Below are 15,260 nucleotides of genomic sequence, written 5' to 3' on the forward strand. Positions count from 1 at the left end.
CGTAAACTGATCTCCCATCCTGGTCTGCCTTTCTGGTCGACCTTCGCTCAGCATTAACAGGTTCCCCATGACGACGCGATATATTTTCGTGACCGGTGGCGTTGTGTCTTCTCTCGGTAAAGGCATCGCTGCAGCTTCTCTGGCCGCTATTCTGGAAGCCCGTGGCCTGAAGGTCACGATTCTCAAGCTCGACCCCTATATCAACGTCGATCCGGGCACCATGAGCCCCTTTCAGCACGGTGAGGTATTTGTCACCGAAGATGGTGCCGAGACCGATCTTGACCTGGGACACTACGAGCGCTTCATCCGTTCGCGCATGACCCAGGCCAACAACTTCACCACCGGGCGTGTTTATGAACACGTGCTGCGAAAGGAACGCCGAGGTGATTATCTGGGCGGTACCGTTCAGGTCATTCCGCACATCACCGATGAGATCAAGCGCCGCGTCAAGGCAGGCGCCGAAGGCTATGACGTGGCCATGGTGGAAATCGGTGGCACTGTGGGGGATATCGAATCGCTGCCGTTTCTGGAGGCCATTCGTCAGCTGCGCAGCGAAGTCGGCTCCAGTCACGCGCTGTTCATGCATCTGACGCTGGTGCCCTACATCAAGACGGCCGGCGAGACCAAGACCAAGCCGACCCAGCACAGTGTCAAGGAGCTGCGCTCCATCGGCATCCAGCCCGATATCCTGCTGTGTCGCAGTGAGGTCGAGCTTGAGGCCAGCGAACGACGCAAGATTGCGCTGTTCACCAACGTGGACGAGCGCGCCGTCATTCCGATGCAGGATGCCGATACCATCTATCGCATTCCGCTGATGCTGCATGACCACGAGCTTGACGACATTGTCTGCGACAAGCTGCGTCTTGATCCGCCGGCGGCAGACCTGAGCGAATGGGTCAGGGTGCTTGATGCCAAGCTCAACCCGCTCAAGACCATCAACATTGCGATGGTCGGCAAGTACATGGAGCTGCTGGACGCCTACAAGTCGCTCAATGAATCGCTGATGCACGCCGGTATTCAGACCCGTGTGAAGGTCAATATCGACTACATCGATTCCGAAACCATCGAGCGTGAAGGCGTTGAGCGTCTTGAAGGCAAGGACGCGATCCTGGTGCCGGGCGGTTTCGGTTCGCGTGGCGTGGAAGGCAAGATCGCCACGGCCCGCTACGCGCGTGAACACGGCATTCCCTATCTGGGCATCTGCCTGGGCATGCAGGTGGCGGTCATCGAGTTTGCCCGTCATGTGGCCGGCTGGCGCGACGCCAATTCCACCGAATTCACGCACGATACCCGCCACCCGGTGGTCGGTCTGATCACCGAGTGGATCACGCCGGAAGGGCGGATCGAAACCCGCGATGAGTCCTCCGATCTGGGCGGCACCATGCGTCTGGGTGGCCAGAGCTGCGTGCTGAAGGAAGGCTCGAAGGCGCGCGACATCTATGGCAGCGACACCATTGTCGAGCGTCACCGCCACCGCTACGAGATCAACGATCAGTTCGTGGCCGATCTGGAAGCCGCCGGCATGGTGTTCTCAGGGCGCAGTGTGGATCAGTCACTGGTGGAAATGGTCGAACTGCCGGATCATCCCTGGTATGTTGCCTGTCAGTTCCACCCCGAATTTACCTCGACCCCGCGCGATGGGCATCCGCTTTTTACCGGCTTTGTCAACGCAGCGCTGACCCATCGCGCGGCGCGCACGCACAAGGCCGGCACGCGCGACCAGCAGGAGCGTGACGATGACAGGCACTGAGACAGCCAAACAGAAAACCGTTGCCATCGGTGATATTGCGACCGGCAATCAGCAGCCGCTGACACTCTTTGGCGGCATGAACGTGCTCGAATCACGGGACATGGCCATCGAGGTGGCCAATGCCTGGGTCGAGGCCACCAAAGCGCTGGGCATCCCCTACGTGTTCAAGGCCAGCTTTGACAAGGCCAACCGCAGCTCGATTCATTCCTACCGTGGGCCGGGACTCGATGAGGGGCTCAAGATCCTTGATGAGATCAAGCGCCGCTTCAACGTGCCGGTGCTGACAGACGTTCATGAGCCGGATCAGGCGCGTGCCGTGGCCGATGTCTGCGACGTGATCCAGCTGCCGGCCTTTCTGGCTCGCCAGACCGATCTGGTCGTGGCCATGGCGAAAACCAGTGCCGTGGTCAACATCAAGAAGCCGCAGTTCATCGCGCCACACGAGATGCGCCACATCATTACCAAGTTCGAAGAGGCCGGTAACGATCGGCTGATTCTGTGTGAGCGCGGCGCAAGCTTTGGCTACAACAACCTGGTGGTCGACATGCTCGGCTTTGGCGAGATGAAAAAAACCGGCTATCCGGTCTTTTTTGATGTCACCCACTCGCTGCAGCAGCCGGGCGGTCGTTCTGACAGCGCCGGCGGGCGTCGCCAGCAGGTCGTCGAGCTGGCCAGGGCCGGCATTGCGACCGGTATCGCCGGGCTTTTTGTCGAGGCCCATCCGGACCCGGACAATGCACGCTGTGATGGCCCCTGCGCATTGCCGCTGGATCGGCTGACCCCCTTTCTGGAGCAGATCAAAATGCTCGATGGGGTAGTCAAGCATTTCGATCCCATCGACATCCGCTAGTCGCAAAACGCCGGTCATCATGACCGGCGTTTTTTTGGCCGGCGCCATCGGTTCGGCAAGGGTTTTGACTTTAGTCTAATAATGGGCGTGCGTACGCTGGCATGGCAGGCAGGCGGGTCGCTTTCTATGCTTTCATGGTGCGTTCATTCGAGTCCGGTCCGAAGACGGGGCCGGAAGTTTAACCAGTGAGGATGCTTTAGATGGCCGAGATTGTTGATATACATGGACTCGAAGTGCTTGATTCGCGCGGCAACCCCACCGTCATGGCCACGGTTACCCTGGCCGGTGGTATCCGCGAGCAGGCCTATGCGCCGTCCGGTGCATCTACCGGCTCGCGTGAAGCGCTGGAGCTGCGCGACGGCGACAAGTCACGCTATCTGGGCAAGGGCGTCAAAAAGGCCGTGGAAGCCGTCAATACGGTAATTCGTGAGCGTCTCAAGGGTATGGATGCCAGCGATCAGCGCGCGCTGGACAAGGCCATGCTGGAACTGGATGGCACCGACAACAAGGGCAATCTGGGCGCCAACGCCATTCTCGCCGTTTCCCTGGCGGCGGCACGTGCCGCGGCTGTCGAGAAGGGCATGCCGCTTTATGCCCACATTGCCGAGCTTTATGGCACGCCCGGTCAGTTCAGCATGCCGCTGCCGATGATGAACATCATGAATGGCGGCGAGCACGCCGATAACAATATCGATATTCAGGAGTTCATGGTTCAGCCGGTCGGCGCCAGGAGCTTTGCCGAAGGGCTGCGCATGGGCGCTGAAATCTTCCACGCGCTGAAAAAGGTGCTTTCCGCTCGCGGGCAGTCCACCGCCGTGGGCGATGAAGGGGGCTTTGCCCCGAACCTGGACTCCAACGCTGACGCGCTGGGTGCCATCAAGCAGGCCGTCAGCGATGCCGGTTATCAGCTGGGCACCGATGTCACACTGGCGCTGGACTGCGCCGCTTCCGAGTTCTACAAGGACGGTCAGTACACGCTCTCCGGTGAAAACAAGAGCTTCACCAGTGAAAGCTTTGCTGACTATCTGGCGGACCTGGTCGATCAGTATCCGATCGTCTCCATTGAGGACGGTCTGGACGAATCCGACTGGGACGGCTGGAAGGCACTGACCGACAAGCTGGGCGATCGCGTACAGCTGGTCGGTGATGACCTGTTTGTCACCAACACGCGTATTTTCCGTGAAGGGATCGACAAGGGCATCGGTAACTCGATTCTGATCAAGTTCAACCAGATCGGTTCTCTGACCGAAACCCTGGATGCGATCAAAATGGCGCGTGATGCCGGCTACACGGCGGTTATCTCTCATCGCAGCGGTGAAACCGAAGATACCACCATCGCGGATCTGGCGGTCGGTACCTGCGCCGGACAGATCAAGACCGGCTCGCTGTCGCGCAGTGATCGTGTCGCCAAGTACAACCGGTTGCTGGTCATTGAGGATGAGCTGGCCGGCAAGGCACCTTACAAGGGTCTCGCCGAAGTAAAGGGACAGGTCTGATTTTTCAGAGTTTCGATCACTAAATTTAATCCGGCTACCATGCGTAGTCGGATTTTTTATGTCCCCGCTCTATATTCTACGAATCCTGGACGATTATCTTGACCCGGCAGGGGTGCAGAATCCAACATAAATCCATCGTAGGCGGTCCGGTAACGGGCCCAAAATTACCTTCCTTTTTAAATATTTGATTTGCACGTTTTTTCGTCAAGGAAAAACGTTGCGGTCGCTATTTTTCTGATTAGCTCTTTTTTAAAAACTCCTTTGACGATCAGCAAATATGATCGTGATTTCAGCTGACGGCGCAATGGATGGCGTCGCTCGGATCACCAGATGTCACATGGATTTATGGCGCGCAGAGTATCGGATGGATCCGATTTCTCCGCATGGATGACGCCAATGGATAAAGAGCCAATGGAATGGCTCAAGGATGCAGGATGCAAGGGCGGCCCTAAGAGGGCCGCCTTTTTTATGTGTGTCATTTACGTGCAATAAACGAGTAGTGCCATTTAGACAAGAGGCAAAAGGGCAATCATGCTGAAAAAGGCAGGAAGGAAGGGCTGTCAGGACACCGGCGGCCCTGACAAAAGCATCAGCGCGCCAGCTTGTCGATCTTGCCGGGCACCCCGTTCCATTCATCGGCATCAGCCGGTGGATCGGAACGCTCGCTAATATTGGGCCACTGCTCGGCCAGATCGGCGTTGATCTCGATAAACTTTTCCTGACCTTCTGGAAGCTCGTCTTCCGAAAAGATGGCCTCGGCCGGACATTCCGGTTCGCAAAGAGCGCAGTCGATGCATTCATCGGGGTGAATGACCAGAAAGTTGGGGCCTTCATAGAAGCAGTCGACCGGACAAACTTCCACGCAGTCCGTGTATTTGCATTGAATGCAGTTCTCGGTGACGACAAAGGTCATGTCACGAACTCCAGGGTAGCAGGCGGTCACTGCCCATGCAGGGACAGGCAGTGTTGAAAAGGGATGTGGGGCGGCCCACGAAAGGGGCCTTATTCTAGAAGGCCCGCCCGCCCCGGGACAAGCCGCTTGTGAGGAAAGCCGCCGGTCCGTTTGGGCGGTAACTGCCGTTAGCGTATTTTATCGCGCCATTGGTACAGCCACTCCTGTGCCTGACGAGGTGACAGGGAATCCAGATCAAGCCTCTCAAGCGCCTCGACCAGCGGGTGTGGGGGGCTGGCAAAAAGGTCGTTCTGCTGTGGTGCGGCGCCTGTCTGTCCCGACCTTTCCTGCGGAGCAGCGGGGCGCTCGACTTCCTGCGCTTCCAGCATCATGAGCTTTTCACGAGCACGGGCAATCACGGTGCGAGGCACGCCTGCCAGCTGCGCTACCTGCAGGCCGTAGCTCTGACTGGCAGGCCCCGGCTCTACCCGGTGCATGAAGACAATGCCATCGTTGTGCTCGGTGGCATTGAGGTGCACGTTGGCCACGCCTTCGGCCTGTTCAGGCAGGCTGGTCATCTCGAAGTAGTGCGTGGCGAACAGCGTAAAGGCGCGCGTGCCGGTCAGATGCTCGGCGGCAGCCCAGGCCAGCGACAGGCCGTCAAAGGTGCTGGTGCCGCGGCCGATCTCGTCCATCAGCACCAGACTGTGGTCGGTCGCGTTATGGAGGATGCTGGCCGTTTCGGTCATTTCGACCATGAAGGTCGAGCGTCCGCCGGCCAGGTCATCCGAGGAGCCGATACGGGTAAAGATGCGATCAATCGGGCCGATTTCGGCATGGCTTGCCGGCACGAAGCAGCCGGTATGCGCCAACAGGGCGATCAGTGCGTTCTGGCGCATGAAGGTCGATTTACCGCCCATGTTGGGACCGGTAATGACCAGCATGCGGGTGTCGTCATCAAAGCACAGATCGTTGGGCACAAAGGGGTGGTTCGAGACGTGTTCCACCACCGGATGACGCCCATCACGGATCGTCATGCCGGGGGCCTCGCGCAGTACCGGGCACACCAGTGACAGACTCTGCGCCCGCTCGGCAAAGGCGTGCAGCACATCCAGGGTCGCCAGTGCCCGGGCCGTTTGGGTCAGCGCCCCGAGTTCTGCGTTGAGCGACTCAAGCAAACCTTCATAGAGCAGCTTTTCACGCGCCAGTGCCCGGGTGCGCGCCGAGAGCGCCTTGTCCTCGAAGGTCTTGAGCTCGGGGATGATAAAGCGCTCGGCGTTCTTGAGCGTCTGGCGCCGGATATAGTCCGGGGGGGCTTCCCGCGCCTGGGCGCGCGGGATTTCAATATAGTAGCCGTGCACCCGGTTGTAGCCCACCTTGAGCCCGGCAAGGCCGGTGCGCTCGCGCTCACGCGTTTCCAGCTGCACCAGGTAGTCACCGGCATTTTCCTGCAGGGACCTGAACTCGTCGAGTTCTTCATCGAAGCCCTCGCGAATGACACCGCCATCGCGGATTACGACCGGTGGGCTATCGATCAGCGCCCGGGTCAGCGTATCGGCAAGCTCTGGATAGGGCACGATATGGCGAGCGAGATCATCCAGCACGCTGCCCCGGGTAATGGCGTCCAGCCGCTCGGCCAGTGCGGGCAGGGCATTGAGTGCATCGCGCAGCCGGGCAAGGTCGCGCGGACGGGCACTGAGCAGGGCGACGCGTGCCAGTATGCGCTCAATATCGCCGATGCCGCGCAGAATGTCGTTGAAGACGTCAACGTGATCTTCTTCACCCAGCAGCATGACGCCCTGCTGGCGCGCGTTGATCTGGTCACGATCCCGAAGGGGCCGATTGAGCCAGCGCCGCAGCAGTCGCGCCCCCATCGGGGTAGCGGTGGTGTCCAGTACCGAGGCCAGCGTATTGTCCTGGCCGCCGGCCATGTTCTGGTCGATTTCCAGATTGCGGCGACTGGCTGCATCGATCACGACCGACTCGTCCCGGTTTTCAACGCCAATGGCCGTGATGTGCGGCAGGGCGGTGCGCTGAGTATCGCGCACGTAGTCGATCAAAACGCCTGCCGCCGTGAGTGCGCGGGTCATGTGGTCGCAGCCAAAGCCTGACAGGTTTTGTACCCGCAGCTGATCACACAGCAGGCGCCGCGCCGTTTCAAGATCAAAGTGCCAGTCGCTCTGGCGTCGCAGGCCCGCCCGCCCGTCCAGTTTCTCCGGCAGTCGCAGGCTTTCCATCACCAAAAGCTCAGCGGGATCAAGCCGATGAAGCTCAGCCAGCATGTCGCCTTCACCCTCGACTTCCAGCACGCTGAAGCGTCCGCTGGAAAGCTCGAGCCAGGCCAGGCCCCAGTGGTCGTTATCGCCGTGCAGCGCGGCCACCAGGTTATCGCGACGCTCATCGAGCAGCGCTTCATCGTGCAGAGTGCCTGGCGTGACAATACGAACGACCCGGCGCTCGACCGGACCCTTGGCGGTGGCGGGGTCACCGATCTGCTCGCAGATGGCGACCGACTCGCCCATGCGCACCAGACGGGCCAGATAGCCTTCAGCGCTGTGGTAGGGCACACCGGCCATGGGGATGGGAGCGCCGTTGGAGGTGCCGCGTGCGGTCAGTGTGATGTCCAGCAGCGACGCCGCCCGTTTGGCATCGTCATGAAAGAGTTCATAGAAATCTCCCATGCGGTAAAAGAGCAGCACGTCGGGGTGCTCGCGTTTGATACGAAAATACTGCGCCATCATGGGCGTCGGTTGGGACTCGGTCTTGCCTGCCACGTGAAATTGACCCTGTCCAATGACATGTGAGGTGAAAGGGCGTGAGATTATCATGATCCACTCCCTTGCCTGTATTGCTATAGTGCAGACAGTGGATGTCTCTCTTTTGCCGAGGGAATGATGGCGGCCGGATCATGTCCCTTTCGAGAGGGCAATCAAGTACCATGGACCTATCTGAATTTGATGTAACGGGCAAGGGATCGTCATGGCTACAGCATCAGGCATACAGGAGCTGGCCAGCCGGCTATGCATGCTCTGTCAGCAGCAGCATGTGGTGCTGACTACCGCCGAATCCTGTACCGGTGGGGGCGTGGCACGCGCCATTACCGATGTCGCCGGCAGTTCGGCATGTTTTGAAACCGGCTATGTCACCTATGCCAACAGCGCCAAGCAGCGCTTGCTGGGAGTGTCGTCGGTGTCGCTGGAGCTTTTTGGCGCGGTCAGTGAAACCGTGGTGCATGAAATGGTGCGCGGTGCCTGTCGTGACAGCGGCGCGGATCTGGGGGTCGCAATTAGCGGCGTGGCGGGGCCCGGTGGCGGCACGCCGGACAAGCCGGTCGGTACCGTGTGGCTGGCCTGGGGCAATGCGACCCAGAGTCAGGCGCAGTGTTATCGCCTCAATGGCGAGCGTCTCGAGGTGCGGCGCGAAGCGGTGGCCCTGGCCCTCAAGGGGCTGATCGAGCGGCTGGAAGAGCGTCCCTTCGACTGAAGCGCCTCTGTCTTGCACTGACGTCATGGGCGTGTGATGAAATAAGTGATCAAAAGGATGTGACAGACCCTCTTTTTGGTTTAAAATACTGGATAAGCATACAGCTTAATGGCGTATCAGCGTCAGGCTGACCCGACAGGAGGGCCAACATGGCACAGGATGACAACCGCTCCAAGGCGCTTAACGCAGCGCTGTCCCAGATTGAACGTCAGTTCGGCAAGGGCGCGGTCATGCGCATGGGCGATACGCCCCGCGTGGCCCTTCCCGCCGTCTCGACCGGTTCGCTCGGGCTTGATATTGCCCTTGGCATCGGCGGGCTGCCCTATGGGCGTATCGTCGAGATTTTCGGGCCCGAAGCCTCGGGTAAAACCACCATTACCCTGTCGGTCATTGCCCAGGCGCAGAAGCAGGGCAAGACCTGTGCGTTCATCGATGCCGAGCACGCACTTGATCCCGCTTATGCCGAGAAACTGGGCGTCAATCTTGATGACATGCTGGTCTCGCAGCCCGATACCGGTGAGCAGGCGCTCGAGATCTGCGACATGCTGGTGCGCTCCGGCGGCGTAGATGTCATCGTGGTCGACTCGGTCGCAGCCCTGACACCGCGTGCCGAGATCGAAGGCGAAATGGGCGATTCCCACGTTGGTCTGCAGGCACGTCTGATGTCACAGGCGCTTCGCAAGGTGACCGGACACATCAAGAATGCCAACTGCATGGTGATGTTCGTCAACCAGATCCGCATGAAAATCGGTGTCATGTTCGGCAATCCCGAAACGACCACCGGCGGTAATGCGCTCAAGTTCTACTCAAGCGTGCGTCTGGACATTCGTCGTACCGGCTCGGTCAAGCAGGGCGATGAAGCCGTGGGCAACGAAACCCGCGTCAAGGTCGTCAAGAACAAGGTGGCGCCGCCGTTTCGTCAGGCCGAGTTCCAGATCATGTACGGCAAGGGTATCTACCATGCCGGTGAAGTGGTCGATCTGGGCGTCCAGTGCAGCCTGGTCAACAAGGCTGGTGCCTGGTACAGCTACAAGGGCAACAAGATCGGGCAGGGCAAGGCCAATGCCGCCCAGTATCTTGAAGACAATCCTGCAGTGATGCAGGAGATTGAGGACGCCATTCGCGGCCAGCTCCTGAGTACCCCGAAAGCGAAGGAAGAAGAGAAGACAGATGAGGCCGAAGCGCCGGCAGATGCCGATGCCAGCGGTGATGAGCTTCTGTAGGTCGTTATTTTCTGATTGTGATATCTAAAGGGGCACGCTCAATGGAGCGTGCCCCTTTTTGATTTAATGAACATGAAACGCAGAGGGCAGTGATGTCACAAAGAACGCCTTATGAAGAGGCCATCGCGCTGCTGGCACGGCGCGAATATACCCGCAGCGAACTCGAGGAGCGTCTGCTGCGTCACGAGCATCCGCCCGAGGAGGTCAGGGCATTGCTGGATCGTCTTGCCGAAGATGGTTTTCAGTCCGATGCTCGTTTTGTTGAGCATTTCGTTCGCTCACGCATCGCGCGTCTGCAGGGGCCGCGCAAGATCAGTGCAGAACTTGGCGGACGGGGGATCGACCGTGACATGATTGCCCGGGCGCTGGAAGAGAGTGACGCCGACTGGACGTCGCTGGCCGCCGAGGCCCTCAAGAGACGCTTTGAAGGTCCCGGAGAGGACATGAAGGCCCGCGCCAAACGCCAGCGCTTTCTGGCCTCGCGAGGGTTTGACGGTCAGCAGTGCAGCAGTGCCATGCGCCTGGCGTGGCCGTCATGACGGCCACTGCTTCGCAGTCATGCCCGGCATGAGGCAAAATGGAGCGCATGAGGAGTGTCGCACCAGGAGGCGACATACTGATACATTAAGCCGCCAAAATTCGTCTTGCCGTGCGCCTGCGCCTTGTTGCACGCCCACGGGCAAGATCAAAGGACCATGAGGGTCACCCCTCGAGGCGCATGTTGACGACAGGCGACGGTGGCAGTGCACCCCTCGTTTGATGCATCGCTCGTTGCCTCATTCAAATGACCTGACCCATTGTTTACGGGAAGCCCATGAAAAGCGCCGACATACGACAAGCATTTCTGAATTTTTTTGAACAGCACGGCCATACTCAGGTGCCTTCCAGTTCACTGGTACCGGACAACGACCCCACGCTGCTTTTCACCAATGCCGGTATGGTGCCTTTCAAGGATGTCTTCCTGGGGCGCGATCCCAGGCCCTATGTGCGCGCCACATCGGCTCAGCGCTGCGTGCGCGCCGGCGGCAAGCACAACGACCTGGACAATGTCGGGTATACCGCGCGCCATCACACCCTGTTCGAAATGCTGGGCAACTTCAGTTTTGGCGACTACTTCAAGCGCGAGGCCATCCATTACGCCTGGCAGTTTCTGACCGTCAATCTGGGCCTGCCTGCCGAGAAGCTCTGGGTCACGGTGCATGTCAGCGATGATGAGGCCGCCGATATCTGGCTCAACGACGTGGGTGTCAGCGCCGAGCGTTTCTCGCGTCTGGATGAAGACAACTTCTGGCAGATGGGGGAAACCGGGCCCTGCGGGCCGTGTTCGGAAATCTTTTACGACCATGGCCCGGACGTCTTTGGTGGCCCTCCGGGCAGCCCGGATGAAGACGGCGATCGCTACATCGAGATCTGGAACCTGGTCTTCATGCAGTATGATCGTGACGCCCAGGGCAACATGACGCCGCTGCCCAGTCCTTCCATCGACACCGGCATGGGGCTTGAGCGTATCGCCGCCGTCATGCAGGGCGTGCACTCCAACTACGAGATCGATCTCTTCCAGCGCCTGCTGGCATCGGCGGCCGAGATCACCGGGCAGCAGGATATCCATCAGCCGTCGCTGCGTGTGATCGCTGATCACATTCGCTCCTGCGCCTTTTTGATCGTGGATGGCGTCATGCCCTCCAATGAGGGGCGTGGCTATGTGCTGCGCCGCATTATCCGCCGCGCCGTCCGCCACGGTCACAAGCTGGGCGTGCGTGAACCCTTCTTCCATCGTCTGGTGGCAGCACTGGATGAGGAAATGGGCGAGGCCTATCCCGAGCTGCACGCACGTCGTGAGCAGATCGAAAGGGTGCTGCTCAAGGAGGAGGAGCAGTTTGCCCGCACGCTGGACCACGGCATGCGCCTGCTCGATGAAGCGCTGGCCGGTCTTGAGTCCAGCGAGCTGAATGGCGAAACCATCTTCAAGCTGTACGACACCTACGGTTTCCCCTATGACCTGACCGCCGACATTGCCCGCGAACGCGGCATTACCCTCGATGAAGCCGGCTTTCAGCGCGAGCTCGAGGCACAGCGCGAGCGTGCCCGCGCGGCCAGCCAGTTCGGGGCACGCATCGAAACGGACATCGATCTGGAAGGCGCCACCGAGTTTGTCGGGCGTGAGCGTCTGGCCTCCAGTGCACAGGTGCTGACCCTGCTTGACGACGAGGGGCAGCAGGTCGAACAGCTCGAAGCCGGCCAGAGTGGCGCCGTCGTGCTGGACGAAACCCCCTTCTACGCCGAATCCGGTGGTCAGATCGGCGATCGCGGCACCTTGACGCTGCCGGGTGCCGTGTTCAACGTGCGTGACACTCAAAAGCGTGGCCAGCACTTTGTCCATCTCGGAGAGATGAGCGAGGGCACCATCACCACGCAGGCCAGCGTCGAGGCCCGTGTCGAGGTGCCGACCCGTCACGCCATCATGCGCAACCACTCGGCCACCCACCTGCTCCATGAAACGCTGCGCCGCGTGCTCGGCACCCATGTGCAGCAGAAGGGCTCACAGGTGGGCGATGAGCGGCTACGCTTTGATTTCAGCCATAACGAGGCCATGACGCCTGATGAGCTCGAACGCGTCGAGGCGATGGTCAATGAGCAGGTCATGGCCAATACGCCGGTGACCACGCAGCTGATGACGCTGGATGAGGCACGCAAGCTGGGCGCCCAGGCGCTGTTTGAAGCCAAATATGGCGAAAGCGTGCGTGTGCTGACCATGGGCAGCGATGATTTCTCCATTGAGCTGTGTGGCGGCACGCACGTCATGCGCACCGGCGATATCGGCCCGTTCCGTCTGCTCGGCGAGACCGGTGTGGCCGCCGGGGTGCGTCGAATCGAGGCCATCTCCGGCCATACGGCGCTGCGCTGGTTCCGTGATCAGCAGTCGCTGGTGGCGCGTCTGGCGGATCAGGTGCGTGCCCGCCCCGATCAGCTCGAGTCTCGTGTGGGAGCGCTTCTGGAGCGTAACCGTGAACTCGAGCGTGAGCTGGAGCGCAACCGCGCCAAACTCGCCAGTCAGGCCGGCAATGATCTGCTGGACGCGGTCGAAGAGATTGGCGGCGTACGTGTCCTTGCCCGCCAACTGGAAGGCGTGGGCGCGAAGGAGCTTCGCGGGGTCATGGACCAGCTGAAAAACCGGCTCGGTTCCGGCGTGATCGTTCTGGCGGTGGCCGGTGATGACAAGGTCAATCTGATTGCCGGCGTCACGAAGGATCTGGTGGGTCGACTCAGTGCCGGCAGTCTCGTCAGTGCCATTGCCCCCGTGGTGGGCGGACGCGGCGGCGGTCGCGCCGATATGGCCCAGGCCGGCGGCAGCGACGTCAGTGGCGTGGACAATGCCCTGCAGGCAGCGCGTCAGTGGGTCGCCGAAACACTTGAAGGGTGATGGTCCAATACACCAACCAAAGGGAGCATCCATGGCGCTTTACGTACAAAAATTCGGCGGCACCTCGGTAGGCAGTGTCGAGCGAATCAAGGCGGTGGCCGAGAAGGTCAAGGGATTTCGTGATCAGGGCCACCAGATCGTGGTGGTGGTCTCGGCCATGAGCGGTGAAACCAATCGCCTGATCGAAATGGCCTCCCAGATCAATGAAGAGCCCACACCGCGCGAGATGGATATGCTGGTGTCGACCGGTGAGCAGGTCACGATTTCACTATTGGCCATGGCATTGCATCAATTGGGGGTCAAGGCGACGTCCTATACCGGTGCCCAGGTCGGTATTCGCACCGACAGCGCCCATACCCGCGCCCGTATTCAGCGTATCGAGACCGATGACCTGCGTGCCGATCTCGACGAGGGGCAGGTCGTGGTCGTGGCAGGCTTCCAGGGCGTGGACAGTGAAGGCAATATCACCACGCTGGGTCGCGGCGGCTCCGACACTACCGGGGTGGCGCTGGCCGCAGCGCTCAAGGCCGATGAGTGTCAGATCTATACCGATGTCGATGGCGTCTACACCACCGATCCGCGCGTTTGCGCCAAGGCACGCCGTTTGGAAAGCATTACGGTCGAGGAGATGCTGGAGATGGCCAGTCTCGGCTCCAAGGTGCTTCAGATTCGCGCCGTCGAATTTGCCGGCAAGTACAACGTCCCGCTGCGCGTTTTGTCCTCCTTCGAGGACGGCCCGGGAACCCTGATTACTGCAGATGAAGAGATTGCCAACATGGAAGAGCCACTGATCTCGGGTATCGCCTTCAATAATAACGAAGCCAAGCTGACCGTTTTGAGCACACCCGATGTGCCCGGCGTTGCCTCGCGTATCCTGGGACCGATTTCGGACGCCAATATCGAAGTCGACATGATCGTTCAAAATGTCGCTCCCTCGGGTGGTTACACCGATTTTACCTTTACGGTGGCCAAGGGCGATTTTCGCCAGACGCAGCGTATTCTGGAAGAGCAGGTGATCCCGTCGCTGGGTGGAGGCGAAGTGCGCGGTGATGACAAGATCGCCAAGGTGTCGCTGGTCGGGGTAGGGATGCGCTCCCATGCAGGCGTAGCGACCCGGATGTTTCGGGTGCTGGCCGATGAGGGCATCAATATTCGGATGGTCTCGACTTCAGAGATCAAGATCTCTGTCGTTATTGACGAGAAGTTTCTCGAGCTTGCCGTGCGATCGCTGCATACCGCTTTTGGCCTTGATAAGGCAGATGTGAGCGAAGAAAGCTAAAAAACTCTGGAATGCAGGGTGACAGGCTGGTGCTTGCGAGGCTTTCTGCCACACTGAACCAGTCATCGTGCACCGGGCAAGGGTGGCGGTCGAAATAACACAGGTTGGATCGTGGTTCGGCTTGTCGCATAATGCCCCGCTTAATTCCGTCCGGTGCACGATCTATATGCATATATGTATAGGGAAGCAGCAATGAAAAGGAGGTCGCAATGCTCATCCTGACTCGCCGCGTGGGTGAGACACTCATGGTTGGCGATGAAATTACCGTGACCGTGCTCGGCGTCAAGGGCAATCAGGTCCGCCTGGGTGTCAACGCACCCAGGAATGTTTCCGTGCATCGTGAAGAGATTTATCAGCGCATTCAGCAGGAAAAGAGTGACATTGACAGTGAGAATGATCCTGTCTGAAAGCCGCATTTCAGCGCGGGTATCCAGCCAAATATATTGAATCACAAGAATTTTTGACTTTGGGCTGGACAGGTAAGCGTAAACCAGGTAATATGCGCGCCGTACCGATCGAGGAGAGATGGCCGAGTGGCTGAAGGCGCTCCCCTGCTAAGGGAGTATAGGGTTTATAGCCCTATCGAGGGTTCGAATCCCTCTCTCTCCGCCATCATCGGTATTGAATGTCGAAAGGCCCGCCATTAAAGGCGAATATGACATTCATACTGCTGTACTTTTGTTGCGCCCGTAGCTCAGCTGGATAGAGTACCTGACTACGAATCAGGTGGTCGGAGGTTCGAATCCTCCCGGGCGCGCCATCAGCACACAGATGTATAACTTGTTTTATTTGCGCCCGTAGCTCAGCTGGATAGAGTACCTGACTACGAATCAGGTGGTCGGAGGTTCGAATCCTCCCGGGCGCGC

11 protein-coding genes and 3 tRNA genes are annotated in these 15,260 nt (G+C 59.5%); 12 read left to right on the top strand and 2 right to left on the bottom strand.

Features of this window, described 5'->3' with window-relative positions; translation table 11 throughout:
- Positions 1-67: 67 nt before the first annotated feature.
- From Q0931_RS14305 to eno, 3 genes are all read left to right on the top strand, one after another.
- Complete coding sequence (locus Q0931_RS14305) at positions 68-1,750, top strand: CTP synthase (protein ID WP_299261435.1); 1,683 nt, start codon at positions 68-70, stop codon at positions 1,748-1,750.
- A complete protein-coding gene (gene kdsA, locus Q0931_RS14310; RefSeq protein WP_299261437.1) occupies positions 1,737-2,600 on the top strand; it encodes a 3-deoxy-8-phosphooctulonate synthase in 864 nt (287 codons plus the stop codon). The genes Q0931_RS14305 and kdsA overlap by 14 nt, the downstream gene beginning before the upstream one ends.
- 200 nt (positions 2,601-2,800) lie before the next feature.
- Complete coding sequence (gene eno, locus Q0931_RS14315; protein WP_299261439.1) at positions 2,801-4,096, top strand: phosphopyruvate hydratase; 1,296 nt, start codon at positions 2,801-2,803, stop codon at positions 4,094-4,096.
- A gap of 589 nt (positions 4,097-4,685) precedes the next feature.
- Here the strand turns inward: eno and fdxA are convergent.
- Together fdxA and mutS are read right to left on the bottom strand one after the other, a co-directional pair.
- Entirely contained in the window at positions 4,686-5,009 is a 324-nt protein-coding gene (gene fdxA, locus Q0931_RS14320; protein ID WP_299261440.1) for a ferredoxin FdxA, read from the bottom strand.
- Positions 5,010-5,176: 167 nt separating this feature from the next.
- Positions 5,177-7,729: a DNA mismatch repair protein MutS gene (gene mutS / locus Q0931_RS14325; RefSeq protein WP_299261459.1), complete on the bottom strand. Its 2,553-nt coding sequence runs from the start codon at positions 7,727-7,729 to the stop codon at positions 5,177-5,179.
- Between the two features lie 238 nt (positions 7,730-7,967).
- Here mutS and Q0931_RS14330 point away from each other — a divergent pair, with 238 nt between their 5' ends.
- The 9 genes from Q0931_RS14330 (at position 7,968) to Q0931_RS14370 (ending at position 15,259) form a co-directional block, all read left to right on the top strand.
- On the top strand, positions 7,968-8,471 hold the full coding sequence (locus Q0931_RS14330; RefSeq protein WP_299261441.1) for a CinA family protein: 504 nt from the start codon (positions 7,968-7,970) through the stop codon (positions 8,469-8,471).
- Between the two features lie 149 nt (positions 8,472-8,620).
- Positions 8,621-9,694, top strand: coding sequence for a recombinase RecA (recA, locus tag Q0931_RS14335; protein WP_299261442.1), 1,074 nt, complete (start codon positions 8,621-8,623; stop codon positions 9,692-9,694).
- Between the two features lie 92 nt (positions 9,695-9,786).
- Complete coding sequence (locus Q0931_RS14340; RefSeq protein WP_299261443.1) at positions 9,787-10,233, top strand: regulatory protein RecX; 447 nt, start codon at positions 9,787-9,789, stop codon at positions 10,231-10,233.
- A 275-nt stretch (positions 10,234-10,508) separates the two neighbouring features.
- The gene (alaS, locus tag Q0931_RS14345; RefSeq protein ID WP_299261444.1) at positions 10,509-13,115 is read left to right on the top strand and encodes an alanine--tRNA ligase; all 2,607 of its coding nucleotides are present in this window, start codon (positions 10,509-10,511) and stop codon (positions 13,113-13,115) included.
- A 31-nt stretch (positions 13,116-13,146) separates the two neighbouring features.
- Complete coding sequence (locus tag Q0931_RS14350) at positions 13,147-14,394, top strand: aspartate kinase (RefSeq protein WP_299261445.1); 1,248 nt, start codon at positions 13,147-13,149, stop codon at positions 14,392-14,394.
- A gap of 209 nt (positions 14,395-14,603) precedes the next feature.
- Positions 14,604-14,801: a carbon storage regulator CsrA gene (gene csrA, locus Q0931_RS14355; protein ID WP_299261447.1), complete on the top strand. Its 198-nt coding sequence runs from the start codon at positions 14,604-14,606 to the stop codon at positions 14,799-14,801.
- A 112-nt stretch (positions 14,802-14,913) separates the two neighbouring features.
- Positions 14,914-15,006 (top strand) — tRNA-Ser (locus tag Q0931_RS14360).
- Positions 15,007-15,077: 71 nt separating this feature from the next.
- Positions 15,078-15,154, top strand: a tRNA-Arg gene (locus tag Q0931_RS14365).
- Positions 15,155-15,185: 31 nt separating this feature from the next.
- A tRNA-Arg gene (locus Q0931_RS14370) sits at positions 15,186-15,259 on the top strand.
- Position 15,260: the final 1 nt, after the last annotated feature.

It is taken from the genome of uncultured Kushneria sp., assembly GCF_947497025.1.
Classification (GTDB): Bacteria; Pseudomonadota; Gammaproteobacteria; order Pseudomonadales; family Halomonadaceae; genus Kushneria.